This window comes from Streptomyces sp. NPDC096040 (genome assembly GCF_040303265.1).
Taxonomy (GTDB): domain Bacteria; phylum Actinomycetota; class Actinomycetes; order Streptomycetales; family Streptomycetaceae; genus Streptomyces.
The window spans coordinates 42,845-67,309 of sequence record NZ_JBEOTA010000004.1 but is presented as its reverse complement, the minus strand read 5'-3'; the positions used below and the strand labels follow the sequence as shown (position 1 = coordinate 67,309).

21 protein-coding genes are annotated in these 24,465 nt (G+C 70.1%); 9 read left to right on the top strand and 12 right to left on the bottom strand.

Features of this window, described 5'->3' with window-relative positions:
* Nucleotides 1-121 precede the first annotated feature (121 nt).
* The 3 genes from ABTY98_RS05810 (at nt 122) to ABTY98_RS05800 (ending at nt 3,762) form a co-directional block, all read left to right on the top strand.
* Complete coding sequence (locus ABTY98_RS05810) at nt 122-1,399, top strand: ATP-binding protein (RefSeq protein WP_352219622.1); 1,278 nt, start codon at nt 122-124, stop codon at nt 1,397-1,399.
* 144 nt (nt 1,400-1,543) lie between these two features.
* Nucleotides 1,544-2,524, top strand: a complete 981-nt coding sequence (locus ABTY98_RS05805; protein WP_352219621.1) for a threonine ammonia-lyase — start codon at nt 1,544-1,546, stop codon at nt 2,522-2,524.
* Between the two features lie 491 nt (nt 2,525-3,015).
* On the top strand, nt 3,016-3,762 hold the full coding sequence (locus tag ABTY98_RS05800) for a hypothetical protein (protein ID WP_502994163.1): 747 nt from the start codon (nt 3,016-3,018) through the stop codon (nt 3,760-3,762).
* 862 nt (nt 3,763-4,624) lie between these two features.
* On the opposite strand, the gene ABTY98_RS05795 is transcribed toward ABTY98_RS05800, so the two are convergent.
* Nucleotides 4,625-5,185, bottom strand: a complete 561-nt coding sequence (locus ABTY98_RS05795; protein ID WP_502994156.1) for a DUF3885 domain-containing protein — start codon at nt 5,183-5,185, stop codon at nt 4,625-4,627.
* A gap of 575 nt (nt 5,186-5,760) precedes the next feature.
* A complete protein-coding gene (gene msrA / locus ABTY98_RS05790; RefSeq protein WP_352219618.1) occupies nt 5,761-6,273 on the bottom strand; it encodes a peptide-methionine (S)-S-oxide reductase MsrA in 513 nt (170 codons plus the stop codon).
* A 221-nt stretch (nt 6,274-6,494) separates the two neighbouring features.
* On the opposite strand from msrA, the gene ABTY98_RS05785 reads away from it, so the two are divergent.
* Both ABTY98_RS05785 and ABTY98_RS05780 read left to right on the top strand, forming a co-directional pair.
* Nucleotides 6,495-7,601 carry a serine hydrolase domain-containing protein gene (locus ABTY98_RS05785; protein WP_352219617.1) on the top strand — a complete coding sequence of 369 codons (1,107 nt, stop codon included), beginning with the start codon at nt 6,495-6,497 and terminating at the stop codon, nt 7,599-7,601.
* Entirely contained in the window at nt 7,598-8,383 is a 786-nt protein-coding gene (locus tag ABTY98_RS05780; protein ID WP_352219616.1) for a type 1 glutamine amidotransferase family protein, read from the top strand. Before ABTY98_RS05785 ends, ABTY98_RS05780 begins: the two co-directional genes overlap by 4 nt.
* Here the strand turns inward: ABTY98_RS05780 and ABTY98_RS05775 are convergent.
* Nucleotides 8,365-8,748, bottom strand: a complete 384-nt coding sequence (locus tag ABTY98_RS05775; RefSeq protein ID WP_352219615.1) for a VOC family protein — start codon at nt 8,746-8,748, stop codon at nt 8,365-8,367. The genes ABTY98_RS05780 and ABTY98_RS05775 overlap by 19 nt on opposite strands.
* Before the next feature lie 243 nt (nt 8,749-8,991).
* Here ABTY98_RS05775 and ABTY98_RS05770 point away from each other — a divergent pair, with 243 nt between their 5' ends.
* Complete coding sequence (locus ABTY98_RS05770) at nt 8,992-9,414, top strand: iron chelate uptake ABC transporter family permease subunit (protein WP_352219614.1); 423 nt, start codon at nt 8,992-8,994, stop codon at nt 9,412-9,414.
* Here ABTY98_RS05770 and ABTY98_RS05765 read toward each other — a convergent pair.
* Complete coding sequence (locus ABTY98_RS05765) at nt 9,365-10,408, bottom strand: NAD(P)-dependent alcohol dehydrogenase (protein WP_352219613.1); 1,044 nt, start codon at nt 10,406-10,408, stop codon at nt 9,365-9,367. The genes ABTY98_RS05770 and ABTY98_RS05765 overlap by 50 nt on opposite strands.
* 175 nt (nt 10,409-10,583) lie before the next feature.
* Here ABTY98_RS05765 and ABTY98_RS05760 point away from each other — a divergent pair, with 175 nt between their 5' ends.
* On the top strand, nt 10,584-11,471 hold the full coding sequence (locus ABTY98_RS05760; RefSeq protein WP_352219612.1) for a helix-turn-helix domain-containing protein: 888 nt from the start codon (nt 10,584-10,586) through the stop codon (nt 11,469-11,471).
* An 83-nt stretch (nt 11,472-11,554) separates the two neighbouring features.
* On the opposite strand, the gene ABTY98_RS05755 is transcribed toward ABTY98_RS05760, so the two are convergent.
* From ABTY98_RS05755 to ABTY98_RS05735, 5 genes are all read right to left on the bottom strand, one after another.
* Entirely contained in the window at nt 11,555-14,854 is a 3,300-nt protein-coding gene (locus tag ABTY98_RS05755; RefSeq protein ID WP_352219611.1) for a S8 family peptidase, read from the bottom strand.
* A gap of 258 nt (nt 14,855-15,112) precedes the next feature.
* Entirely contained in the window at nt 15,113-15,796 is a 684-nt protein-coding gene (locus ABTY98_RS05750) for an ABC transporter ATP-binding protein (protein ID WP_352219610.1), read from the bottom strand.
* A gap of 185 nt (nt 15,797-15,981) precedes the next feature.
* On the bottom strand, nt 15,982-17,466 hold the full coding sequence (locus tag ABTY98_RS05745) for an ABC transporter permease (RefSeq protein WP_352219609.1): 1,485 nt from the start codon (nt 17,464-17,466) through the stop codon (nt 15,982-15,984).
* Nucleotides 17,467-17,601: 135 nt separating this feature from the next.
* The gene (locus tag ABTY98_RS05740; RefSeq protein WP_352219608.1) at nt 17,602-18,861 is read right to left on the bottom strand and encodes a L,D-transpeptidase; all 1,260 of its coding nucleotides are present in this window, start codon (nt 18,859-18,861) and stop codon (nt 17,602-17,604) included.
* A gap of 208 nt (nt 18,862-19,069) precedes the next feature.
* The gene (locus ABTY98_RS05735; protein ID WP_352219607.1) at nt 19,070-19,417 is read right to left on the bottom strand and encodes a hypothetical protein; all 348 of its coding nucleotides are present in this window, start codon (nt 19,415-19,417) and stop codon (nt 19,070-19,072) included.
* A 109-nt stretch (nt 19,418-19,526) separates the two neighbouring features.
* Here ABTY98_RS05735 and ABTY98_RS05730 point away from each other — a divergent pair, with 109 nt between their 5' ends.
* Entirely contained in the window at nt 19,527-19,844 is a 318-nt protein-coding gene (locus ABTY98_RS05730; protein ID WP_352219606.1) for an LAETG motif-containing sortase-dependent surface protein, read from the top strand.
* A 40-nt stretch (nt 19,845-19,884) separates the two neighbouring features.
* Complete coding sequence (locus ABTY98_RS05725; RefSeq protein WP_352219605.1) at nt 19,885-20,667, top strand: hypothetical protein; 783 nt, start codon at nt 19,885-19,887, stop codon at nt 20,665-20,667.
* Between the two features lie 98 nt (nt 20,668-20,765).
* Here the strand turns inward: ABTY98_RS05725 and hutH are convergent, their stop codons facing one another.
* From hutH to ABTY98_RS05710, 3 genes are all read right to left on the bottom strand, one after another.
* Nucleotides 20,766-22,334 carry a histidine ammonia-lyase gene (gene hutH, locus ABTY98_RS05720; protein ID WP_352219881.1) on the bottom strand — a complete coding sequence of 523 codons (1,569 nt, stop codon included), beginning with the start codon at nt 22,332-22,334 and terminating at the stop codon, nt 20,766-20,768.
* Nucleotides 22,335-22,410: 76 nt separating this feature from the next.
* Nucleotides 22,411-23,556, bottom strand: coding sequence for a GGDEF domain-containing protein (locus tag ABTY98_RS05715; protein ID WP_352219604.1), 1,146 nt, complete (start codon nt 23,554-23,556; stop codon nt 22,411-22,413).
* Nucleotides 23,557-23,653: 97 nt separating this feature from the next.
* Nucleotides 23,654-24,448 carry an enoyl-CoA hydratase/isomerase family protein gene (locus tag ABTY98_RS05710; protein WP_352219603.1) on the bottom strand — a complete coding sequence of 265 codons (795 nt, stop codon included), beginning with the start codon at nt 24,446-24,448 and terminating at the stop codon, nt 23,654-23,656.
* Nucleotides 24,449-24,465 lie beyond the last annotated feature (17 nt).

The window sequence follows — 24,465 nt, the reverse complement described above, 5'->3', positions numbered from 1 at the left end:
GAAGGCAGGGACAGGTAGGCCGCCTCGTCCACCGGTAACCACGTCGCTGAGCCCGCCTGGGTTCGTCACACAGCGCTTCGGAGGGAACAATGGGACCCCCGCGCCGTGTGAGGTGGTGGCGATGCCCGCTTGGCACCTGCGTGACTATCACGAAGACGATCTTGACCAGGCCATCGACATCTGGGATCAGAGCCGCCGGGCCGACGAGGACCAGGTGTTCGCGGTTTCCGAGGTCATGACGGCGGCCAAGGCCGGACAGCCGGCGGTCGTCGCAGTTGTCGGTGATGAACTGGTCGGCATGGCCGTGGCACAGGCGTACGGAAAGCGGGGGTGGATCCTCCTGGTGGCGCTCGCCTCCCGCTGGCGCGAGCGCGGGATCGGGAGCGCCCTCCTCTCCGATCTCGAGCGGCGCCTGCGGGCACTGGGCGTGCGCCACATCAGCGCGCTGCTGCCCGCAGGCGCCGCGGGGACGAAGGCTCTGGAGAACTCCGGCTACCGGTTCCACGACGGTCTCACCTACTACGAGAAACTCGAACCCCCCGAAACCGCCAACTCGGAGGTCCTCGCGGCGCTGGGCGGCCGCATGCTGCCCGACGGGCTCTGGAACGCCATGGCCGGCATGGAGCAGGAGAAGCAGGTCGTCGAACGCCGTGTCGTGCTCCCGCTGACCGAACCCGCGCTGGCGGACGTTTACGGCGTCGCCCCGCCCAAGGCGATCATCCTTTTCGGCCCGCCGGGCACCGGAAAGACCAGTTTCGCCAAAGCGGTCGCCTCACGGCTCGGCTGGCCGTTCGTGGAACTCTTCCCCTCCCGGCTCGCGGCCGACACGAGCGAGGGTCTGGCCGTGGCACTGCGGGAGGTCTTCGCGGACCTGGCAGAACTGGACTCGGTCCTGCTCTTCATCGACGAGGTCGAGGAGATCGCCGGTGCACGCTCCGGAAAGGCGGTCGATCCCGGGCACGGCGTGACCAACGAGCTGCTCAAACTCATCCCCATCTTCCGCGAGCACGACGCGCGGCTGCTGGCCTGTGCCACCAACTCGGTCCGCTCTCTCGACGCGGCGTTCCTGCGGCCGGGCCGGTTCGACTACGTCATCCCCATCGGGCCGCCGGACGCAACCGCCCGCGCGGCGATCTGGAGCCGTTATCTCAGGGCCTCCGCCGAGTCGGTGGACATCGCCCAACTCGTCCGGGCGAGCGAACTGTTCACCCCGGCCGACATCGAATTCGCCGCCCGGAAGGGCGCACAGGCGGCATTCGAGCGCGAAGTCACCCATCGTCAGGGCCGACCCGCGACGACCGAGGACTACATGACCGCCATCGCCGACACACGACCGACGCTCACCGCACAGGCCATCCAGGAGTTCGCGGAGGACATCGACAAGTACCGTCGGCTCTGAGGGCGGATGCCCGCGCCCGGCCGACGTCACCAGGGGTGCTGTTCTGCTCCGGGCTGTCCGGCTCAGGCGTTGCTCTGTGTCGGCACCGAGCCCCTGGGCCTTCTCCCAGAGGGGGCAGCGTCGACGGCGCTACGCTGCCGTGTCATGCAGGAGACGCGCCTCGACACCGCCCGGATCCAGGCGGCTCGCCGGGTGATCGACCCGGTTTTCCTCGACACTCCGCTGTACCACTGCGAGGCGCTGCAACCCGACCTCGGATGCGCCGTGAGCATCAAGCTCGAAACGGCGAACCCGGTCCGCAGCTTCAAGGCCCGCGGCACCGAGGTGGCCGCGAGCCTGCTCGCCGACCGCGGCTCGCCGACCGTGGTGTGTGCCAGCGCGGGCAACCTCGGCCAGGCCCTCGCCTGGTCCGGTCGCGGCCGGGGGCTCGACGTGACCGTCGTGGCATCCCGCTTCGCGACCGTGGCCAAGCTCGACCGCATCCGCGCACTGGGCGCCAGGCTGGAGCTGGTGGACGGCGACCACGAGATGGCGCGCGAGCGGGCGGCGGCCATCGCGCGGTACGACGGCAGCCGACTGCTCGAAGACAGCCTGGACCTCGAGACCTGCGAGGGCGCGGCGACCATCGGCCTGGAACTGGTGGACACCGTGCCGTCGTTCGACGCCGTTCTGATCGCTCTCGGCGGCGGGGCGCTGGCCACCGGTGTCGGTCATGTGATGAAGGCCTTGGCGCCCGAAGTCGAGGTGATCTGCGTCCAGCCGCTGGGCGCACCGGCGATGACCCACTCGTGGCGCGGGCGGCGCGTCGTCACCACCGACTCGGCCGACACCATCGCCGACGGCGTCGCCGGCCGACGCCCCATCCCGGCCGTCCTCGACGACCTCCTCCTGGTCGCCGACGACGCCGTCCTGGTCCAGGAGGCGTCGATCATCGCCGGAATGCGGATGCTCCTCGACCACGCCGGCCTCGTCGTCGAACCGTCGGCCGCGCTCGGCATCGCGGCGATCCTCGAAGACCGTGACCGCTTCGCCGGCCGACACGTGGTCACCATCGTGTGCGGCAGCAACGTCGACATGAATGCCTATCACCGCTGGGTCGGGGCGACTCCCCTCCGCAAGCCCTGATGCGACGAAGCGGGTCGCTCCGCCACTCGACTGACCACCCACGCGCCCAGTCGTCTGCCGCAGGTGACCCGAGCCCTGCGCGTGCCGCCACAGGTCGTGGAGCTGTCGGGCGGAGTCGTCGAGCCGCGTTCGCCAAGGCGTCGGCCCGGCGTGGCAGCCAGGGGATGTCGTCTGGATCAGGTCGGCTGTGAGGTGCGGTAAGTCTTGGCCTGCCCGAGCGGGGTCTGGTGCGTGCAGCTGCAAAGGCGGAGGAGGGAGTCCCACGCGGTGGGTGCGGGGGACCCCCGGCCGAAGGCTGGGGGACGTCGGCGAGTGACGACAACGCGGCTGGGTCACCCTCTGGGGGAATGGGTGCCAGATCCCGCGACGCCGACACGACCCAGACGACACCCCTAGGCCGGATGCCGTCTCCGGGATGCGCGCCGGGGCCGTCCCGCCTCAGGATCTTGGTCATGCGGACATCTACTCTCATACGGCCCTGTCCTCTGGCGGTGCGGCGCGGCGGCGCACGTCATGCCATATCCGCGGCTCTCGCCTGCGGTGTCCTGCTGGCCGGCGTGACAGCGTGCGCCGGAGCCGACGAGCACAGGAGTCACGTCGGCGCCCCGGGCGTCAACAACCCGGCCGCGCCCGGCTCCCCCGGCCCGGACGCGGCCCAGCGCCTTCCGGGCGTCGGAAGCCGCATGTCCAAGCGCGTACCGGCCCAAGCCCACCAGGCCGTGGTCGTCTACGGCGACGGCCCGGACTCCGCCGAGAGCACCGTCGTGCTGTACGAGAAACAGGGCACTGTCTGGAAACGCAAGGACAGTTGGCCCGCCCACAACGGCAGGCTGGGCTGGACCACCGACCATTCCATGGACGACGAGCGCAGTCCCGTCGGCGTGTTCTCCCTGACGGACGCGGGAGGGTCTCTCGAGGATCCGGGCAGCCGCTTGCAGTACTGGTACGACGACAACGCCTTCGCGTCCATGATCGAGGACGGCGAAGACCACGCCCACGACTTCGACTACGTCATCGCCATCGACTACAACCGGCTCAAGGGTGTCCCGCCGTTCGACTGGAACCGCCCCGAGGGAGTGGAGAAGGGCGGCGGCATATGGTTGCACCTGGACCACGGCGACGGCACGTCTGCGTGTGTCACCTTGCCCGAGTCCGGCATGAAGACCCTGCTGCGCGCCCTTGATCCCCGCCGTCACCCCGTCGTGGTGATGGGTGACCGGGAGCGGCTGAAGGCCTGACGACCGGCCTGTACCCCGGCCTGCGTGCGGCGTCCGACATCACCGCCGGACTCCGCCCGGGCCCCAGGGCCGCAGGCACACAGGCATCCGGCGGCAGTCCGCCGTTGCGAGGCAATGCCATGGCGGGTTCCCGGAGGCACACGGCCTTCACACACGCGGCCTTGGGGTGCAGTACCGGGGGGCAGCGGTGACGGTTCGGGGGCCGAACGACGACCGTCGGCCGGTGTCGGGCACCTGAGGCGGTCACGGGCTACACAGCAGCACGGGCTCGCCGGCCACCGGGCAGGCCCGCCAAAAATCAGTGGCCGCCCGAATGGCGTCGCAGCCACGGAAGAGGACGTTGCCGACCTCGGTGAGTCGCCGGTCCCGGCCTATCTGCAGGGACACGTCAACGACGGGGGCGGTTCTCGGGAACAGGCCGTCGTGATCGACCGGATCACACGCTCAGGCGACGGCGGCATCCGGTGGATCGGAGACCTGCCGCAAGGGTGCGTGGGCGCACCGGTGTTCATGGACGCACCCCTCGGCGAGGACAGTTTCAAGCTGGTCTGCGTCGGAGTGGCGCTCCCCGCCGACGACCATCACGCCATTGCATCCTTCGACCGCATCCGCGCCGCCTTGAGGGCCTCCCCGTCGAACAGCACGTCAGCCCCTGACGGGGCCGGAACCGGTCCCCGGGCAACCGAGCAGAAGCGGCGCTGGTGGCAGCGACGCAGCTCACGCCCCACAGCACCGCTGGGCTACCCCCAGGCTGAACACCACTTGAGGGAAAGGGTTGTGAACACGGCTTGACATGGGTCATCAAGCAGCGTTCACGGACTCCTGCGCGGTCGGCCAGAGAAAAAGGGGGCCCGCGCGGCTCTCAGAGACCGGCTGGGTGGCTGGAAAGCCAGTCCGTGTGTCGGTCACGCACACCGTCACGCTCTGCAGGCGTGACAAGGATGACGTCCGCGCCGCCGTCGTAGGGATGGTGGATGCGCCGCAGTTCCGTGTCGGCAACAAAGACTTCGACGAGTGCCTCGTCCGCGACGGCTCGCAACAGACCGTCGAGGCATCCGCGGTTCCACCGGCGCTGGTCGGCATACAGACGCGTGTGGGTGTGGAACTCCGGGTCGGGGTCGTCCTGGTCCGACTCGGTCCACCAGCGGACGCCGTCGGGGTGCAGCATCGGTCGTGGAGTCGGGTAGCCCGCGGGCCCGGTCGGTGTGTCCGACCAGTCCATGGTCACCACGAACACGTCCGTGTCCGCGAACAACTCGTCGAGGACCGTGTTGTACCGCTCCAGCACGATCGCGTACTCGTCCTCGGACTCCGGGTGACGCTTCGAGCCGGGAAGGCTGTGGAAGCGCACCCAGCGATCCGCGTACCTGGTGCGGAACGTGTGAGCGACGGGAGGGCCCGACGGATGCCGTTCCCTCCACAAAGCCGCCAGGAGATCAGGGTCGATGGCGACACTCCCCCTTGGTCGGAGCCAGACCGATCGGACAGGAGACGCCGGTCCCGCCGTGGCCGTTGATGTCGCGGTCAAGCCACTGCCGGCTGTAGCCGTCCGCCGGGCAGAACGTACAGCCCACCAAGCATGGCAGGCGTCCACCCCGATCACGGTGGACGCGGGCTGCGCCTGCGCGGTCGACCGGGGGCACTTTTTGGGGCGGGCCTGCCGAGGCGAGGATCATGGTCCCGTGATGAAGAGGGCTCCGGCAGGATCGGGCCTCGTTCCGCCGGGTCGACCTGGTTCTGTGTCGACCATGCGACGAGCAAAGCGGCGAAGTAGCCGGTCGGCAGGAGATCCGGCAGCAGAACGACCAGCGAGGTCCGGCCTGGACCGAACCTTCGCGTCTTTCCGCCCACGCCCGCCACGGGCTGGGTCGTAACTTCACCCGCGCACGCCGGGGCAGCCGGGCACCCTGGCCCCGCAAGCGTGGACACGGCCCGGCCGCGGGCGTCGGCCGGTCGGCCTCCGCCCTAAGCGCCGGGCCGCCTCGCCTCGCCTCGGGGTCAGCTCTCCGTGCGGGCCGGGAGGCGCCAACCCGGGCGCGGGAAGTGGCAGGTGTAGCCGTCCGGGTAGCGCTCCAGGTAGTCCTGGTGCTCGGGCTCGGCCTCCCAGAAGGGGCCGACAGGCTCGACCTCGGTGACGACCTTGCCGGGCCACAGTCCGGAGGCGTCCACGTCCGCGATGGTGTCCTCGGCGATCCGCTTCTGCTCGTCGTCCACGTAGTAGATCGCCGAGCGGTAGCTGAGGCCGATGTCGTTGCCCTGGCGGTTCTTGGTGCTTGGGTCGTGGATCTGGAAGAAGAACTCCAGGATCGCGCGGTAATCGGTCTTCTCGGGGTCGAAGATGATCTCTATGGCCTCCGCATGCGTGCCGTGGTTACGGTACGTAGCGTTCGGTACGTCACCCCCGGTGTATCCGACCCGGGTCCCCGTCACGCCCGGGAGCCGGCGGATCAGGTCCTGCATCCCCCAGAAGCATCCGCCCGCCAGTACGGCCCTCTGTGTCTGCCCAGCCATCACGGACCCTCCAATTTCTGTCAGCTCGGTCACTCGGGCTGTTCGGCTCGCACATCACCGGCGTCCCGTGCCCACTCGCCTCAACGCGTGAGGACGCCGCGCGATTCCGTACCCCACCCGACCGGCCTCGCGGTCACCGTCCACCGGCCCGCGCGAGTCGTGGAAGCCGGCCCCTGGAAATTGGGTTGCCCCGGCCCGGTGGGGACGGCTGAATGGCGCGTATGGCCGACATTCATGGCTCCTACGACGAGCTGTTCGCCGCTGTGCCCGACATGCTCTCCGGACTCCTGGACGAGGGGGATGTGGGAGGTGCCGTCGCCGTCTTCGTGGACGGGGAGGCCGTGGTGGATGTGTGGGGTGGGTTCGCCGACGCGGGGCGGCATGAGTCGTGGGAGCGGGACACCATCGTCAATGTGTTCTCCGTGACCAAGACGATGACCGCGCTGTGCGCGCTGGTGCTCGTCGACCGGGGTGAGCTGGATCCGGACGCGCCGGTCTCCCGGTACTGGCCCGAGTTCGCCGCGGCGGGGAAGGAGAGGGTGCTCGTACGGCATCTGCTCTCGCACACCGCCGGGCTGCCCGACTGGGAGGGGCCGATCGAGGAGCTGTACGACTGGACGTCGGCGACGGCCCGGCTCGCCGGGCAGGCTCCGCAGTGGGAGCCGGGGACGGCGGCCGGGTACCACTCGCTCACCCAGGGGTTTCTCGTGGGTGAGCTGGTGCGCCGGATCACCGGGCGGAGCCCGGGTGAGTTCTTCGCCGCCGAGGTGGCCGGCCCGCTGGGCGCGGACTTCCATATCGGGCTGGGTGCCGAGCACGACGTGCGGGTGGCGCTCACCGTGCCGCCACCGGGCGAGGACGAGGACTACACGGCCGGTGCGCGGGACAGCGACGCGAAACGCCCCGGTGTCGCCACCCTGCGCGTCCGGGACGGCAACAGCCTCGCCTGGCGGCGCGCCCAGATCCCCGCGGCCAGCGGCTTCGGCAACGCCCGGGCCATCGCCCTCGTCCAGTCCCTGCTCGCCTGCGGCGGAACCGTCGGCGGGGTGCGGGTGCTGTCACCGGAGGGGTGCGAACGGGCGCGGGAGGTGCAGTTCGACGGCCAGGACCGCGTCCTGGGCATGCCTGCCCGGTACGGCCTGGGCTACGGCCTCTTCGGCAGCGCCCTCGGCTGGGGCGGCTGGGGCGGCGCACTGGTCTGGGTCGACCCCGACGAGCGGATGGCGATCGCGTACGTGACGAACCAGATGCGCGAACCGGCGCACGACAACCGGGGAATCGAGCTGGTCATGGCCGCGCAGGACGGGATCAAGGGGCTGCGGGGGTGACCGCGCCACACCGCCGCCACGGCGAACACCGGGCCATGAGCGGCGGGATCCTTCTCGTCGGTGGGGGGTGGGACGCTCCCGAGGTGTATGGGCCGTTGCTGCGGGCCGCGGGTGGGGGCAGCCGTCGTATCGGGTGTGTGATCGTCGACGAGGGGGACGGGGAGGAGGAGTTCGGGCGGTACGCGGGGGCGTTGCGGGCCGCCGGCGAGTGTGTACCGGTGCCGGTGCTGGTGCCGGTCGGGGGGCGGTTCGAACCGGAGTTGCTGAAGGACGGGCTGGACGGGGTGCTGGTGTGCGGTGGGCTCACGCCCGCATATCAGGACGCGTTCGCGGAGTGTCTGGAGCTGCTGCCCGAAGTGCTTGCCGAGCATGGCGTCCCCTACGCCGGGTTCTCCGCAGGGGCCGTTCTCGCCGCCCAGCGGGCCGTGGTCGGCGGCTGGCTGGTGGACGGCGTCCCGGTCTGTCCGCCGGACACCGCCGAGGACCTCGACGAGATCGAGGTCAGGCCGGGCCTCGGCCTCGTGCCCTTCGCGGTGGATGTGCACGCGGCGCAGTGGGGCACGCTGGCCCGGCTGGTCGCGGCCGTGTCGCACGGCTGGGTGCCGTACGGCGTCGCGATCGACGAGAACACCGTGCTGACGGTGACGGACGAGCGGGGTCTGGTCGGAGGGCGCGGGCGCGTGCATGTCGTACGGCCGTCGGACGGTGACGGGTCCGGTGCGGTCGTACGGTCGTACGCGCCCGGGGAGTCCGTGCCGCTGGATCAGCCGCCGCTGCCGTAGGGCCGGGTGAGGATTTCCAGGCGGTGGCCGTTGGGGTCGTCGAAGTAGGTGCCGCGGCCGCCGTCGTTGGTGTTGATCTCGTCGGGGCGGCTGCGGTGCGGGTCGGCCCAGTAGGGGAGGCCGGCCTCCCGGAGGCGGGTGAAGATCTGGTCGAAGTCGTCCTCGGAGACCAGGAAGGCGTAGTGCTGCGGCGGGATGTTCCCGGGGGTCTCCATGTAGTCGAGGGTGACGCCGTTCGGTATCGCGACCGGGACGAACGGGCCGTATTCCGGGCTGACTTCAAGACCGAGGATGTCGGCGAGGAACCTGGCCGACGCGTGTTTGTCGTGTGCGGCGACGATGGTGTGGTTCAGGTTCACGGTCATCGGTGGGACCTCCTCCTGTCCAACGTACTCCCGCGCCCGCGCGCTGCTCCTCGCGCTCCTCGCGCTCCTCGCCGCCATGGTCGCCTCCGCCTCCCTCGGCCAGACATACATCCCCCCGGCCGACGTCTGGCGCACCCTCCGCGGTGACCAGACCCCCTATGACCTGGTCGTCAACGAGCTGCGCGTCCCCGCACAGCACTCGGCGCCCTCGTCGGCGTCTGCCTCGGGCTCGCCGGGGCGCTCGTGCAGACCGTCACCCGGAACCCGCTCGCCGGCCCGGACGTCATCGGCGTCGGGCACGGCGCCGCCGCCGCGACCGTGCTCGCGCCGGCCACGGGGGCCGTCGCCTCGCCCGGCGCGATGCCGCTCGCGGCCGTCGGCGGCGGGCCGGCCGCCGCCGGTCTCGTGTACGCCCTCGCCTGGCGGCACGGCATGCAGCCCACCCGCACGCCTCACCTGCCGCTGGTCTGCTCGGCGTTGACGGGCGGCCTCGTGCTGGTGACCGCCGACCTGGTGGCCCGCACCCTGGTACCTCCGCCGGAGATCCCGGTGGGTGCGCTGACCTCCCTGGTCGGCGGCCCCTGTCTGCCCTACCTGCTCGGCAGGCGAAAGGGACTCAGATCGTCGCCGTGTCGATCACGAAGCGGTAGCGGACGTCGCTGTTGACGACCCGCTCGTACGCCTCGTTGACCTGGTCCGCGCGGATGACCTCGATCTCGGCACCCAGGTTGTGCTCGGCGCAGAAGTCGAGCATCTCCTGGGTCTCCGGGATACCGCCGATGTTGGAGCTGGTCAGGACACGGCGCTTACCGAAGACGGAGGAGAGCAGCAGGGGGGCCGGCTCCTCCGGGAGACCGACGTTCACCATCGCGCCGTCGGTGCGCAGCAGCGAGAGGTACGCGTCGAAGTCGAGCGGCGCCGACACCGTGTTGAGGATGATGTCGAACGTGCCCTTGAGGTCCTCGAAGGTCTTCGGGTCGCCGGTGGCGCGGTAGTCGGTGGCGCCCAGCTTCAGGCCGTCGTCCTTCTTGCGGAGGGACTGGGACAGGACGGTGACCTCGGCGCCGAGCGCCGCCGCGATCTTGACGCCCACGTGGCCCAGACCACCGAGACCGACGACCGCGACCTTCTTGCCGGGACCCGCACCCCAGTGCTTCAGGGGCGAGTAGGTGGTGACGCCGGCACACAGCAGCGGAGCGGCGACGTCGAGGGAGAGGCCGTCAGGGATGCGGACGACGTAGTTCTCGTCGACGACGATCTTCTGCGAGTAGCCGCCGTAGGTGGGCTGCCCGTCCTTGCCGACGCCGTTGTACGTCCAGATCGGGCCGCTGCCGGTGCAGTACTGCTGCAGACCGGCCTTGCAGTTGTCGCACTCGCGGCAGGAGTCGACCATGCAGCCGACGCCCACCCGGTCCCCCACCGCGTACTGGGTGACACCCGGGCCGACCTCGGAGACGACGCCCGCGATCTCGTGACCGGGCACCATCGGGAAGATCGCCGTGCCCCAGCCCTCACGGGCCTGGTGGATGTCGGAGTGACAGATACCGGCGAACTCGATGTCGATGAGGACGTCGAAATCACCGACCGCGCGCCGCTCGATCGTGGTCCGCTCCAGCGGGGCCTTCGCGGCGGGCGCGGCGTAAGCAGCAACAGTGGTCATGAGGGGGGTTCTCCTAGCGGTGTCTTCGTGCCCGGCTGCCTTCTCCTTCTCCGGGGCACGCGTCCAGCCTCCTCCACGCCGCGGCCGCTGCCCAGCCCTCGCCTCTGCGTACGTCTGGCGTGCCTACCACTGGCGGGGTCAGGTTCCCGTGCGTACGACCGTGAATACTGGAGGTATGGAAGAGCAGCCCCCGACGTCCCCCTCCCCGCCCCTGGACCGGCGTGCCGAGCTCAGCGAGTTCCTGCGCACCCGGCGGGCCCGGCTGCTCCCCGCCGACGTGGGGCTGCCGGACTTCGGGCGGCACCGCAGGGTGCCGGGGCTGCGGCGCGAGGAGCTGGCCGGGGTGTCGGTGGCGTACTACACACGCCTTGAGCAGGGCAACGGCCGGAACGTGTCGGCGGAGGTGCTGGACGCGATCGCCCGCGCGCTGCGGCTCACCGACGCCGAGCACGCGCATCTCATCCATCTCGCCAAGGGCAAGCAGCACAAGAAGAAGGCGTCGGCGCGGCCGCAGCAGGTGCGCCCGACGCTGGGCCAGCTGCTGGACAGCATGGAGAGCGTACCGGCGTACGTCTACGGGCGCCGCTCGGACATCCTGGCATGGAACAGGATGGCGGCGGCGGTCTTCGGTGACTGGGGAGAACTGCCCGTCGCGGAACGCAACTGGGCGCGGCTGGTGTTCATGCGGCCCGACTATCGCGATCTCTTCGTCGACTGGGAGCAGAAGGCGATCGACATCGTCTGTCAGCTGCGGATGGACGCGGGCTGCTACCCCGACGACCCCCGGCTGTCCGCGCTGGTCGGCGAACTCTCCGTGAAGAGCGAGGAGTTCCGCCGATTGTGGGCGACGCACGACGTCAAGGAGAAGAGCCACGGGGTGAAGCGGCTGCACCACCCGCTGGTGGGCCCGCTGTCCCTCACCTTCGAGTCGTTCCGGCTGCCCGACGACGCGGACCAGGCCCTGGTCACGTATCACGCGGAACCGGGCTCGGCGTCGGCGGAGGCGCTGCGGCTGCTGGCCAGCTGGGGCACGGACGCGACCCGGGTCGCCCCCGCCCCCTGACCTGCCCCGCACATGGGGAACGGCCCGCCGGAAGCCGCGCTTCCGGCGGGCCGCTCGCTGTGGATCCGCTCAGCGGCTACGGCTCACTTGGCGTAGTACGCGTTGTAGATCGAGATCGTCGACTTGTTGCCCTTCTTGTCGGCGATCTTGGCGTGGAACGAGATGGCCTTGCCCTTGGCCGGGTTCTTGACGGTGATCTTGCCGTGGCTGACCGTCAGCTTCTTCCAGGTCCTGCCGTAGTCGTACGACACGTAGACCGCGAGGGACTGCAGGTTGCGGCCTGCGGCCGCGCCCTCGACGGTCACCGGGAAGGTGACCTTCTTGCCCGCCTCGACGCGGCTGTCCGAGCCGGTGTTGGCGCCGAAGTGGACGGTGGAGGCCGGAAGCCGGGCCGGGGCTCCGCCGGCCGACTTCTTCGAGTGGAAGGTCCAGCTCGCGTCGATCCGGGTGGAGGCGGCGGCGACCTTGACCGAGCGGATGACCGAGGTGGTCAGCTTGTACTCGGCGTCGGCGGACGGCACGGTGAAGGCGCCGTCGCCGAACAGCGGGTCCTTGTTGGAGCCCACCTTGGTGCCGTTGCGGTACAGGGTGGTGTTCACCGACAGGAAGTCGGAGGACCCGGCGTGCTTGGCGCTGTCGGAGAACAGCGGGATGATGCCGAAGATCTGGTTGCCGTCGCGGTACAGGCCGTAGTCGCTGGTCAGATGCGGGCCGAAGACCGCTCTGTTGAACGTGTTCTTGTAGGTCTTGCCCGCCTTGTACGGCTGCGGGTCGGCCGTGTAGAAGGCGTCGGCGATCGGCAGGCCCTGGGCGTCGTGGCCGCTGTACTGCGTGACGTCGAAGCCCCACAGGGCGCCGTCCACGGTGGAGAGGTGGAAGGTGCGGGTGCCGGGCAGCTTCTGCTCCACGCTGCCGCCGCCGACCACGTCCTGGCCGACGATGCCCCACGGGCTGACCGAGCCGGTCTTGCCGGAGGCGGCGGCGCCGACGGAGTTCTTCACCGTGGAGAACTCACCGGTCTTGAAGTGCCGGACCTTGTCGCCCTGGAGCTTCTTGACCTGGGCACTGGTGGCGACGTCGTACTCCTCGTCGGCACCCTTGGTGAACTGGCCGCTCCAGGACTGGCTCAGACCGCTTGCGACCTCGCCGCCCAGCGGCGCGACCCGGATCTTGTCGAAGGTGTCGAAGCCGACCCCGAACCCGATGCCCGCCGGGTCGTACGTGTAGTCGACCATCGCGGAGTTCGGCTTGGCCTGCGCGTCCGGCACGGTGATGTCGGCCGACTTGGTGGTACGGGCGTCGATGGTGACCGTGAGGTCCTTGGTGACGCTCAGCTTGGGCTGGACCAGCCAGTCGAGACCGCCGTCGAAGGTGGTGAAGTCCTTCGCGATCCAGGCGTCGAGCAGGTACGTGCCCTTCGGCACCCGGATCGTGGTGGTCCCGGCGTCGACGGCCGGCACGTTGTAGGCGCTCCCGTCACCGAGGCCCGAGTAGCCGATCAAAGCGGTGTTGTAGACACCGGTCGGGTTGCCGTCGCGCCCGATGTGCTTGACGGTGACGCTGTACGACTGCACCTCGCGCTGCACCGCGGCCGCCGTGCGGACGCTCTGGCCGTCGCCGGTCGCCGTGACGTACGCCGAGTAGGCGCCGTCGAGGGTGCCGCCCAGCTTGGTGTTCGCGGTGAGGTCGACGGAGGCGGTGCCGCCCGCCGGGACGGTCACCTTGGTCGCGCCCAGAGTGAAGAAGCCGGCCGGGGCCGCAGCGCCCTTGGGGTCGGTGCCGCTCGCCGAGAGGCTGAGGGTGACGTCCTTGGTGCCGAGGTTGCGGTAGGTGAGCTGCTTGGTGACCGGGGTGTCGTCGGTGTGCGGCCACTGCTGCACACCGAAGTTCACCGACACCGGGTCGGCGACCACGGTCTGCTTGATGGCCTTGTCGACCTGGATCCGGCCCGAACCCTGCTGGAACGGCGTGTACTTGCCGCCCTTGGTGGAGGCGGTCAGCGCGGCCTTCAGCTGCTGGTAGCCCCAGTCGGGGTGCTCCTGCTTCAGGATCGCGGCGGCGCCCGCGACATGCGGGGTGGCCATCGACGTACCGGAGATGGTCAGGTAGCCGGGCGGGTTCTCGCCGACCTCCTGGTCGATGACACTGCCCTTGGCCGCGGCCGCGGTGATGTCGACTCCGGGCGCGGTGACGTCCGGCTTGATGGTGCCCTCGGCGCTGGGGCCGGTGGAGGAGAAGTCGGCGAGCCGGTCCTTGTCGTCGACGGCGCCGACGGTGATCGCGGCGTCCGCGCTGCCCGGCGAACCGATGGACTCGGGGCCGTCGTTGCCCGCGGCGATCGCGAACAGGATGCCCTTCTCGTTGGAGAGCTTGTTGACCTCGGCTTCGAGTGGGTCGATCTCCGGGGTGTCGTAGCCGCCCAGGCTGAGGTTGACGACATCGGCGCCCTCGGCCGCCGCCCACTCCATGCCGGCCAGGATGCCGGAGTCGTCACCGGAGCCGGTGTCGTCCAGGACCTTGCCGTTGAGGATCTTCGCGCCGGGCGCGACACCGGTGTACTTGCCGTGCGACTTGGCGCCGGTACCCGCGGCGATGGACGCGACATGCGTGCCGTGGCCGAAGTGGTCCATGGCGTCGGCGGCCGTGGTGAAGTTCTTGGACTCGATCACCTGGTCCTTGAGGTCCGGGTGGGTCGTGTCGACACCGGTGTCCAGGACGGCGATCTTGACGCCCTTGCCGTTGTAGCCGGCCGCCCATGCCTTGGGGGCGCCGATCTGCGGCACGGACTTGTCGAGGCTGGCCTTGCGGACGCCGTCGAGCCAGACGTGCGCGATGCCGGCGGCGGCCTTGTCCCCGTTGGTGACCGCGTCCCACAGCTCCGGCGTGTCCTTGACCGGGGTCTGCACGGCGTCGGCGTTGAGGGTCCTGAGGCTGTGGCGCAGGGTGCCGGCGTCACGGACGTCGGCCTTGGCGGCGCGGGCGGTGCCCTGGTACCCGACGATGACCTTCAGGCCGTTCTTCTGCGCCTTGCGGGTCGCGGTCTTGTCCAACTCGGTTACGTCGAACAGCCGTTGGTCCAGCTTGCCGGAGGCGACCAGCGGCACGGCGTCACCGGGGACGACGAGGGTGTGCCCGTCGGCCTTGCGGATCTGGAAGGGTATGTGCTCCCGTCCCTTGGCCCGCTCCAGGCCGACGACGCGGCCCTTGGCGTCGAGGGCGACCCGGTCACCGGTGATCAGGGTGACGTGGTGCCTGCCGGTGACCGACGAGGCGGCCGTGGCGGCGGTGCGCTGCTCCGGTTTCGCCGACGCCGGGCTGGTCATGCCGGCGGCGAGGGCGACGGCTGCTGCCGTGGCCACCGTGGCCGCGGCAGCTCTTTTCACTTGTCTGCGCAAGACTCCCCCTGGGAGACGGTGTACCGGGCGAATTCCCCGTTCACCCGGCCGGGGGCAGTCCCGCACACACATGCGTCAACCCCCCGGAACACGGAGTATGCCGGGGGGTGATCAGCGGGCTCAATAGATGAGAGACCGGTAAGAGAAGTACAGGAGAACTGTTACGCGCCGGGGCGGACACTGTTACCCAACTGCGCGGTTGTGCACGGGAGTTCAGTGCTAGGCGCCGTCACTCCGTGACGCACCTCACGTGCCCGTGTTCTCCTTGACGGTGATCTTGCCCTTGCGGATGGTCGCCAGCCGCGGGGCCTTCTTCGCGATCGCGGAGTCGTGGGTGACCATGATGAAGGTCAGGCCCAACTCCTTCCACATCTGCTCCAGTACGTCCATGATCTCGTCGCGCATGCCCTCGTCGAGGTTGCCGGTGGGCTCGTCGGCCAGCAGCACCTTGGGCTGCTTGACGAGGGCCCGGGCGATGGCGACGCGCTGCTGCTGGCCGCCGGACATCTCGGAGGGCAGGTGCCCGAGGCGCTCGCCGAGACCGACGGACGTCAGCGCCTCGGCGGCACGCTCACGGCGTTCCCTGGCCTTGACGCCGAGCGGGACGAGGGCGGTCTCGACGTTCTCCTGGGCGGTGAGCGTCGGGATCAGGTTGAACGACTGGAAGACGAACCCGATGTTCTCGCTGCGGATCCGGGTCAGCTTGGTCTCGGAGAGCTTGGCCAGGTCGGTGCCGTCCAGGACGACCTCACCGGAGGTCGGCCGGTCCAGGCCGCCGATCATCTGCAGGAGGGTGGACTTGCCGCCGCCGGTGGGCCCCTGGATGACCAGGCGGTCGCCGTCGGAGATGGTGAGGTCGATGCCGTCGAGGGCGCGGACGGTGTCCTTGCCGCGGGAGTAGAGCTTGGTGACGTTTCTGAGTTCGTACATGGTGGCTCCTGGGAGGGTTTGGGGTGGTGCGGTGCGTTGTCGGCTGCGGGTGGGTGGGGGCTGGTCGCGCCCGCGCGGCGGAGCCGCGTATTCGATACCGCCCCGCGCCCCTTGCGGGGCACGTCTCAGCCGCGGCATCCTGCGAGCGCGGTAAGCGTCCCCACCCCGCCACCAGCCCACGTCGGCTACTCCACGCGCCGCAGCGCATCCGCAGGACGCAGCCTCGACGCCCGCCAGCCGCCGAACGCGCCCGCGATCAGACCGCCGGCCACCGCCAGACCCACGGCCACCGCGATCGTCGTCACGCTGACCGGGGCGGTCAGGGCGACCTCCAGGGTCTTCGCGGTCTGCCGGCCGGGGCCACCGCCGAAGCCACCACCCCCGCCGAAGCCACCACCCCCGCCGGGGCCGCCGCCCACGTTGCCGCCGCGACCGGCTCCGCTGCCGAGGGAGGCCTCCAGGCTCGGGCTGATCTCGGTGACGACGTACGCGCCCACCAGACCGAGCGCGATCCCGAGCGCGCCGCCGACCAGGCCGTTGACCATGGCCTCACCGACGACCTGCCCGGTCACCCGGCGGGACTTCCAGCCCAGCGCCTTCAGCGTGCCGAACTCGCGGACGCGGCGGGAGACCGCCGAGGAGGTCAGCAGTCCGGCGACCAGGAACGCGGCCACGAGCACCGCGATGGACAGCCACTTGCCGACGTTGGTGGCGAGGGAGGACGCCGTGGACAGCGAGCCGGAGACGGTGTCCGCGAGGTCCGCGGAGGTGGTGACCGTCGTACCCGAGACGTTCTTCTGGATGGTCGACTTGACGGCCGAGATCTGCTTGGAGTCGGTCGCCTTGACGTAGATCGTGGTGACCTTGTCCTTCTCGCCGGCCAGCGTCTGCGCCTGCTTCAGCGGCATGTACAGGTTGGCCGCGGCGTCACCGCTGTCGGCCGTCGCGATGCCGATAATCGTGTACTTGACCTTGTTGATGGTGACGGTCGAACCGACCTTGTACTTCTTCTCCTTGGCGTACGCCGAGTCGGCCACCAGCACCTTGGCGTCGGTCTCGGTCGTCCTGAAGGTACGGCCGCTGGTGATCTTCGACGAGGTCAGCGGCCCGATGCCGGTCCGGGAGACGTCGGTGCCGTAGACGGTGTACGAGTTGACGTCGAAGTTGGCGCCACCACCCTGGACCTCGCCCTGTGGCGCGCCGTTGCCCTGGCCCCGGCCCTGCCGGTTGCCGCCGGACTGGTTCTGCTGGAACTGACCCCGGGTGAACTGGCCGCTGATCTTGACCACGTTGAGGTTCAGCCCGCCGACCGCGGTCGCGACGCCCTTCTGGTCGGAGACCTTGGTGACGGTGGAGGAGGCGAGGGTGGTGAAACCCTGCACCCTGACGCGGTCGCTGCTCTGCGTGCCCGACGAGCCGTTGTTCTGCGCGTCGAACCGGAAGCGCGGACGCTGGGCGTCGCTCGTGGTCGCCGACGCGGCCTTGGTGACGGTCATGTCCGTACCCAGGCCGTACAGCGACTGGAGGACCTTGTCCTGCGCCTTCCCCATGCCGTTGGACACGGAGTTGACCACGATGACCAGTGCGATGCCCAGCGCGAGGCCGGAGGCGACGACGAGAGCCGCCTTTCTGCGGCGGCGCAGTTCGCGCCTCAGGTAGGTGAAGAACATGACCGCAAGGTAGGGACGCACCGTGATGGCTCGATAAGGCCGAAATGAGAGAAGCATGAGAAGGCTGTGGTGAACCCCGGAAACGCCGGTGCCGCCCCTGGGGGCGGCACCGGTGAGCTGTGTGTCGGCTGTGCGTCAGACGGCCGAACCGGCGTTCCAGGCCGCCCAGTTCATGTTCCAGCCGTTGAGGCCGTTGTCCGGGGCCACGGTCTTGTCGCCGGTGTTGGAGATGACCACCACGTCACCGACGATCGAGTGGCTGTACATCCAGTAGGCGGGCGTGCTGGTGTCGTTGGCGCCCTTGGTGTCGGAGAGGCCGACGCAGCCGTGGCTGGTGTTCACCGCACCGAAGATGGACTTGGCGCCCCAGTAGTTGCCGTGCAGGAAGGTGCCGGAGTTGGTGAGGCGGATGGCGTGCGGCACGTCCTTGATGTCGTACTCGGCCTTGCCGTCGTTGTCGGTGAAGCCGACAGTCGTGCCGTTCATGCGCGTCTGCTTGAACTTCTCGGACATCACCATGATGCCGTTGTACGTCGTGTGCTCGGGCGAACCCGCCGAGATCGGGATGGTCTTGATGGTCTTCCCGTCCTGGGTGACCTTCATCTCCTTGGTCTTGGCGTCGACGTAGGAGACCTGGTTGCGGCCGATGTGGAAGGTGACCGTCTTCTGCTGGACGCCGTAGACACCGGAGGCGCCCTCGACACCGTCGAGCGCGAGCTTCAGCGTGACGGTGGAGTTCTCCTTCCAGTAGGTCTCGGGGCGGCAGTCCATGCGCTGGGTGGAGAACCAGTGGCAGACGACCTGCTGGCCGCTGCTGGAGGTGACCGTGACGCCCTTCTGGACGGCGGCCTTGTTGGTGATCTGCTTGTCGAAGTTGATCGACACGGGCATGCCCACGCCGACGGTGGAGCCGTCCTCCGGCGTGAAGTTGCCTATGAAGCTGTTGGCCGGGGAGACCGTGGTGAACGAGGCGTTCTCGTTGGCGACCAGGCCGGCGGAGTCCTTGGCCTCGGCGGCGACCTTGTAGGTGGTGGACCGCTCCAGCTGGACGGTGGGCTTCCAGCTCGTCTTGTCGGCGGACAGGGCGCCGGTGACCGCCTTGCCGTCGGCGGTGGTCATGGTGACGCTGGTGAGCGTGCCCTTGCTGACGGTGACGGCGGCGGAGTTGTTGATGGACGCGTTGCTGGAGCCGTCCTTGGGCGTGATCGTGATGTCGGCCTGGGACGACTTCTTCGCCGCCGCCTGGTCCGACTGGGCCTGCGAACTCTCACCGCTGCCGGACGCCTTGTCGCCGCCTCCGGAACACGCCGTGAGCACCAGCACACCGCCGAGCAGTGCGGACGCGGCCATGAGGCCCTTGCGCCGCTTACTGTCCGTCATCACACGCTTCTCCATCGTTGCTGAGTCCGCGAACACACCTAGAGTCCCCGTCAAGAACCTTCAACGCTACGGCCGCTACGTCCCGTTCCACATTCCTGGGATGTGTGGGGCACACCACGTCCGCCGGGGCGGCCGGTGCGTCAGGGGTCGGTCCGTGCGCTGTCTGAGACGACGAAACCCCGGACGGCGGTTGCCGTCCGGGGTCACTGGTTCCCCGGAACGCTCAGCCGATGCCGTCCTCTTCTTCGTCGTCGCCCTCGCCATCATCCTCGTCGAGGTCCCAGTCCGGCGAATCCGGATCATAGGAAACATGCTCACTGGACCAGGAGGCCTGCTGGAGCTCGACCCCGGGCACCTCGCTGACCAGGTCGAACGGATCAACGAGATAGGCGAGGGCCTCGGCGGTGTCTTCCGTCACAGCGGTCTCGGCATGCGTCCGCTCCTCGCCGGGCAGCTCGGGGTCCTCGGCGATCCGCAACAGCGCGGCCTTGGTTACCTCGTCGGCGTCCTCGACTTCGAGGACCAGCTCCACCCGAAGTCGTACAAAACGTGAAGTCTCTGGAGTGCTCATGCCCGGAGCGTACGGCCGAAACCTCCCGTGACTTTCCCGTGACCCGCGATTTTCACTAACATCGCCTCACACGGCCAATTCGCCAGCGTCACAAGGGGATCGATATTCCGTGTCATCCGCTCGCCGCCCGTTGCTGACCGCCACCGCCGCAGGCACGCTCCTGGGTGCGCTGTGGTTCGTTCCGTCCGCCCACGCGTCGCAGGACGCCCCGGCGAGAACCGGCACGTCGGAGAGTACGGCGACACAGGTCACCCAGCAGGCCAAGGCGCTGTCCGAGGCCACCTCGGAGGCGACCGGGGACGCCACCCAACTCGCCGACACCGGCGGCCCGGACACCACGCCGTACGTCGTCGGCGGCACCCTTTTCCTCGCCGTCGGCTCGGGGTTCGTGGTCTATTCGGTCCGCCGGGAACGACTGGGATTTTAAACAACTTGACCGGTCCTTGACCGGGACTCACAGTCCTCTCATGAAGAGATCATCGGGCGTGCGGATGTGCACCCTCGCCGCCGGCGGCGCACTGTCCCTCGCCCTCATGACGGGCTGCTCCGGCGGGAGTTCGAAGGACACGGCCGCCTCCGCGGACTCCGCCTCCACCGTCAAGGCGCTGAGCACCGCGCAGTTGAAGCAGCGGATCCTCGCGCAGGGCGAGGTGGACGGCTACAAGGTCAACGCGATCGGCGAGGCCCCGCCGGCCAGGAGCAGGATCAGGGCGAGCGACGGGAAGTGCCGCCCGCTGGCCTACGTCCTCGCCGGCCTCGCACCGGCCGACGCGGCCACGGAGATCGGCCGCACGGTCCGGGAGGACAAGAAGGACCCGACCGACGACGCGACCTCGCTCGACGACATGGCCGACGGAAAGTTCGAGACAGCGCTCAAGGACTCGCTGGACCTGGACGTCACGTCCCTCGACCTGTCGTCGTACGACGGGAACGGTGCGCAGCAGGCCTTGAAGGCCGTCTCGTCGGCGATCGAGGCCTGCGCGACCGGCTTCACGGGCGGCGCGGCCGGTGACGAGCAGAAGGTCACGAAGGTCACGGCGGTCAAGCCCTCGGGTACCGGCGACGAGTCGGTGGCCTTCACGGCGATCACGGACATGGACGGCGACAAGGGCCCCCTGCACGCTGAGGTGGTACGCCACGGCAACACGGTCGCGACGTACTTCACGATGAACATCGGGGCGATGATGGCGGGGAAGACGTACACGGTACCGACCCCGGTGATCAAGGCCCAGTCGGCGAAGCTGAAGTAGTGCGCAGTTCCCCGCGCCCCTTTGGGGGCGCGGGGCTGTATCGATGTGCGGCTACCGCCGCGTGGGCGCGACCAGCCCCACCCACCCGCACCGACCGGCTACCGCAACGCTCCGGTCACCTTCTCGGCGGCCTCCACGAGCGCCCCGCCCCGCACGAACTCCTCAGCCGCTGCAAGGTCGGGTGCCAGGTACCGGTCCGGCCCGGCCCCCCGCACTCCCGCGGAGCGCGCCGCCTCGATCACGGCCCGCGAGGCCGGCGCCGCCGTCAACCCCTCCCGCAGCTCGATCGCCCGGGTGGCCGCGTACAGCTCGACGGCGATGATCCGCGTCAGATTGCCCACGGCCGTCCGCAACTTGCGCGCGGCCGACCACCCCATGGACACATGGTCCTCCTGCATCGCGGAGGACGGAATCGAGTCGGCCGACGCCGGAACGGCGAGCCGCTTCAGCTCACTGACCAGTGCCGCCTGCGTGTACTGGGCGATCATCAGGCCCGAGTCGACACCCGCGTCGTCCGCCAGGAACGGCGGCAGGCCGTGGCTGCGGTTCTTGTCCAGCAGCCGGTCGGTCCGCCGCTCGGCGATGGACCCGAGGTCGGCCACCGCGATGGCCAGGAAGTCGAGGACGTAGGCGACCGGCGCACCGTGGAAGTTGCCGTTGGACTCGACCCGCCCTCCCCCGGTGCCGAAAGCCTCGGAGGTGCCCCCAGGCAGCACAACGGGGTTGTCGACGGCTGAGGCCAGCTCCCGTTCGGCGACGAGGCGGGCGTGCGCGAGCGTGTCCCGTCCGGCCCCGGCGACCTGCGGAGCACACCGCACGGAGTACGCGTCCTGGACGCGCGGCGCGTCGTCCTGGTGGTGCCCGGTGAGCTGGGAGCCCTGGAGCACGGCGAGCATGTTGGCGGCGCTGTCGCCCTGCCCGGGGTGCGGGCGGATGGCGTGCAGTTCGGGCGCGAGCACCTTGTCCGTGCCGAGGAGCGCTTCGAGGCTCAACGCGGCCGTGACATCGGCGGACTTGTAGAGCATGTCCAGGTCGGCGAGGGCCATGACCAGCATGCCGAGCATGCCGTCGGTGCCGTTGAGGAGCGCGAGCCCCTCCTTCTCGCGCAGTTCGACGGGCGCGATCCCGTGCTCGGCGAGCAGCTCACCGGCGGGCCGGACGACTCCGTCCGGCCCCTCCGCGTCCCCCTCGCCCATCAGAGCAAGGGCGCAGTGGGACAGCGGGGCAAGGTCGCCGGAGCAGCCCAGGGAACCGTATTCGTGCACGACCGGCGTGATGCCGGCGTTGAGTACGTCGGCCATGGTCTGGGCGACCTCGGGACGCACACCGGTGTGTCCGGAGCAGACGGTCTTCAGCCGCAGGAACATCAGGGCCCGTACGACCTCACGCTCCACCCGCGGTCCCATGCCGGCCGCGTGCGAGCGCACGATGTTGCGCTGCAGCTGGGCCCTCAGCTCCGGGCTGATGTGCCGGGTCGCGAGGGCGCCGAAGCCGGTGCTGACGCCGTAGACCGGCTCCGGCTTGGCCGCCAGCGCGTCCACGATCTCGCGGGCCGCCGCGAGCGCCGCGACCGCCTCCGCCGACAGTTCGACCCGGGCGCCGCCGCGCGCCACGGCGAGGACGTCGGACGCGGTGACACCGGACGTCCCCACCACCACAGTGTGCATATCCATATTCAGGAGCGTACGCATTGAATGCGGTTGCTGTCACTAGTGGGGTACGGGGTTGCCCCTTACTCGTACGTCACAGTGCGCGGCGGCCCCGGAAGCTGCGCCGGTCGGCCCGTTCCGGCGGGGGCGCGTCGGCCAGCCGTACGACGGGATCGTCCGGCCCCTCCCGCCCGGCCACCACCGGCCGGTCCGCGCGGAGCGCCTTGGCACGGTACTGCGCGGCGTCGGCGAGCCGGAACAGACGGCGGGCGGAGCGCACCGGCCCGATCGGGTCCGCGGTCGAGGCAACCCCGCACGCGACCCCCTCCCCCAGCTCCAACTCCCCGGCCCGTCGGCAGAGTTCGTCGGCCGCCTTGACCACGTCGTCGGCGGGCGGGCCGACCACGAGCAGACAGAACTCGTCCCCGCCGAGCCGCGCGGCGAGGGCGCCCGGGAGCATCGCCCCGCACAGGGACAGCACCGAGCCGAAGCGTTCGAGGAGCCGGTCGCCGACGGCGTGCCCCTGGCTGTCGTTGACCCGCTTGAGTCCGTTGAGGTCGCAGACGACGAGACTGACCACGGCGTTGTCCGTGCGGTGCCGGTCGATCGCCTCGTCGAGGCGCATATCGACGGCACGGCGGTTGGCGAGACCGGTGAGCGCGTCGGTGTACGCCAGCCGGCGGGCCTCCTCGAGACGCTCGGTCTGGGCGATCCCGGCGGCGACGACGGAGGCCAGGACTGTGGCGAAGTCGGCGTCGTCGCGGCCGAAGACGGGGGCGTGGACGGCGCGGGCGACATACAGCTCGCCCCAGGCCCTGCCGTGCAGCAGGATCGGCGCGACCAGGCAGCAGCCGCGGCCCCTGCGGCGCAGGGCGTCGACCCGTTGGTGCGAGTAACCGGGGCGGCCGGCGGCGGGGCCCTCGGCCGTCTCCACCCAGGCGTTGGGGCCGCCGCCGCCCGCCCAGCGTTCGTGCAGGAACTCGGTGATCTCCGGGAACTGGTGCACCGGGTAGGCCTCGGCGTCGGGGAACTCCTCCTCGTCCGGGGCGCGCTCCCCGACGTTCACGAGGACCCGCAGCCGGCCGAGGTCGCGCTCCCAGACGGAGAGCGCGGCGAAGCTGCCGTCCAGGGCACGGCAGGCACCGGCCGCGGCGGCGTGCCAGCACTCATGTGGAGTGTGGGCCGCGGCCATGCCCTGCGCCAGCGCCACGACAGCGGCGAGCCGGTTGTCCTCACCCATTACTCCAGGTTAGGGAGGATTGGGTTCATTCGGGACATTGGTGCGGCGAACAGGTGTTGCGGGACCCTCGTCTCCAGCCCCGCCCCCGCGACCGCCTCTACTCCCCGGGCCACTCCGGCTTCCGCTTCTCGTTGAAGGCGGCGACCCCCTCGGCCCGGTCCCCCGAGAACGCCACCGACCGCCATGCCGCGTCCTCCACCTCCAGGCCCGACCTCAGGTCGAGCCCGTGCCCGAGCCGCAGCGCCCGCTTCGCCGCCCGCAGCCCCACCGGCGAGTTCGCCGCCATCCGCTCCGCCAGCGCCAGCGCCTCCGCCCGGTCCTGCCCCACCTCCACCAGCACATCGACCAGCCCCAGCTCGGCCGCCTCCGCCGCCTCCACCCGCCGCGCCGAGAAGATCAGCTCGGCCGCGCGGGCCGCCCCGACCCGGCGGGGCAGCAGCTGCGTACCGCCGCCTCCCGGAATCACACCCACCGACACCTCGGGCAGGCCCACCACGGCCGTGCCGTCGGCCACGATCACATCGCAGGACAGCGCCAGCTCGAAGCCCCCGCCGAGCGCGTAGCCGTGCACGGCGGCGATCGTCGGCATCGGCAGCTCCAGTACGCCGGTGTACGCCCCGCGCGACAGCGGCCGCGACCGGACCAGCTCCGCGTCGGTCATGGAGTTGCGCTCCTTGAGGTCGGCGCCGACGCAGAACGCCCGCTCGTGCGAGGAGGTCAGCACCACCACCCGGGCGTCCCGGTCGGCGCTCAGCGCGGCGCACGCGGCCACGACCGAGCGGGCCATGTCCGCCGACACCGCGTTCATCGCCTTCGGCCGGTCCAGGACGAGTTCCATCACGTGACCGTGCCGCCGCACCAGCACGAACTCCCCGTACCGCTCCTCGCTCATGACATGCCCTCCGGTTA

Bases quoted from the DNA above. Each gene is read 5' to 3' on its own strand.
- ABTY98_RS05810 (WP_352219622.1), top strand. From the start codon at position 122: ATGCCCGCTTGGCACCTGCGTGACTATCACGAAGACGATCTTGACCAG.
- ABTY98_RS05805 (WP_352219621.1), top strand. From the start codon at position 1,544: ATGCAGGAGACGCGCCTCGACACCGCCCGGATCCAGGCGGCTCGCCGG.
- msrA (WP_352219618.1), bottom strand. From the start codon at position 6,273: ATGGCTGGGCAGACACAGAGGGCCGTACTGGCGGGCGGATGCTTCTGG.
- ABTY98_RS05785 (WP_352219617.1), top strand. From the start codon at position 6,495: ATGGCCGACATTCATGGCTCCTACGACGAGCTGTTCGCCGCTGTGCCC.
- ABTY98_RS05775 (WP_352219615.1), bottom strand. From the start codon at position 8,748: ATGACCGTGAACCTGAACCACACCATCGTCGCCGCACACGACAAACAC.
- ABTY98_RS05765 (WP_352219613.1), bottom strand. From the start codon at position 10,408: ATGACCACTGTTGCTGCTTACGCCGCGCCCGCCGCGAAGGCCCCGCTG.
- ABTY98_RS05760 (WP_352219612.1), top strand. From the start codon at position 10,584: ATGGAAGAGCAGCCCCCGACGTCCCCCTCCCCGCCCCTGGACCGGCGT.
- ABTY98_RS05750 (WP_352219610.1), bottom strand. From the start codon at position 15,796: ATGTACGAACTCAGAAACGTCACCAAGCTCTACTCCCGCGGCAAGGAC.
- ABTY98_RS05745 (WP_352219609.1), bottom strand. From the start codon at position 17,466: ATGTTCTTCACCTACCTGAGGCGCGAACTGCGCCGCCGCAGAAAGGCG.
- ABTY98_RS05740 (WP_352219608.1), bottom strand. From the start codon at position 18,861: ATGGAGAAGCGTGTGATGACGGACAGTAAGCGGCGCAAGGGCCTCATG.
- ABTY98_RS05735 (WP_352219607.1), bottom strand. From the start codon at position 19,417: ATGAGCACTCCAGAGACTTCACGTTTTGTACGACTTCGGGTGGAGCTG.
- ABTY98_RS05725 (WP_352219605.1), top strand. From the start codon at position 19,885: ATGAAGAGATCATCGGGCGTGCGGATGTGCACCCTCGCCGCCGGCGGC.
- hutH (WP_352219881.1), bottom strand. From the start codon at position 22,334: ATGCACACTGTGGTGGTGGGGACGTCCGGTGTCACCGCGTCCGACGTC.
- ABTY98_RS05715 (WP_352219604.1), bottom strand. From the start codon at position 23,556: ATGGGTGAGGACAACCGGCTCGCCGCTGTCGTGGCGCTGGCGCAGGGC.
- ABTY98_RS05710 (WP_352219603.1), bottom strand. From the start codon at position 24,448: ATGAGCGAGGAGCGGTACGGGGAGTTCGTGCTGGTGCGGCGGCACGGT.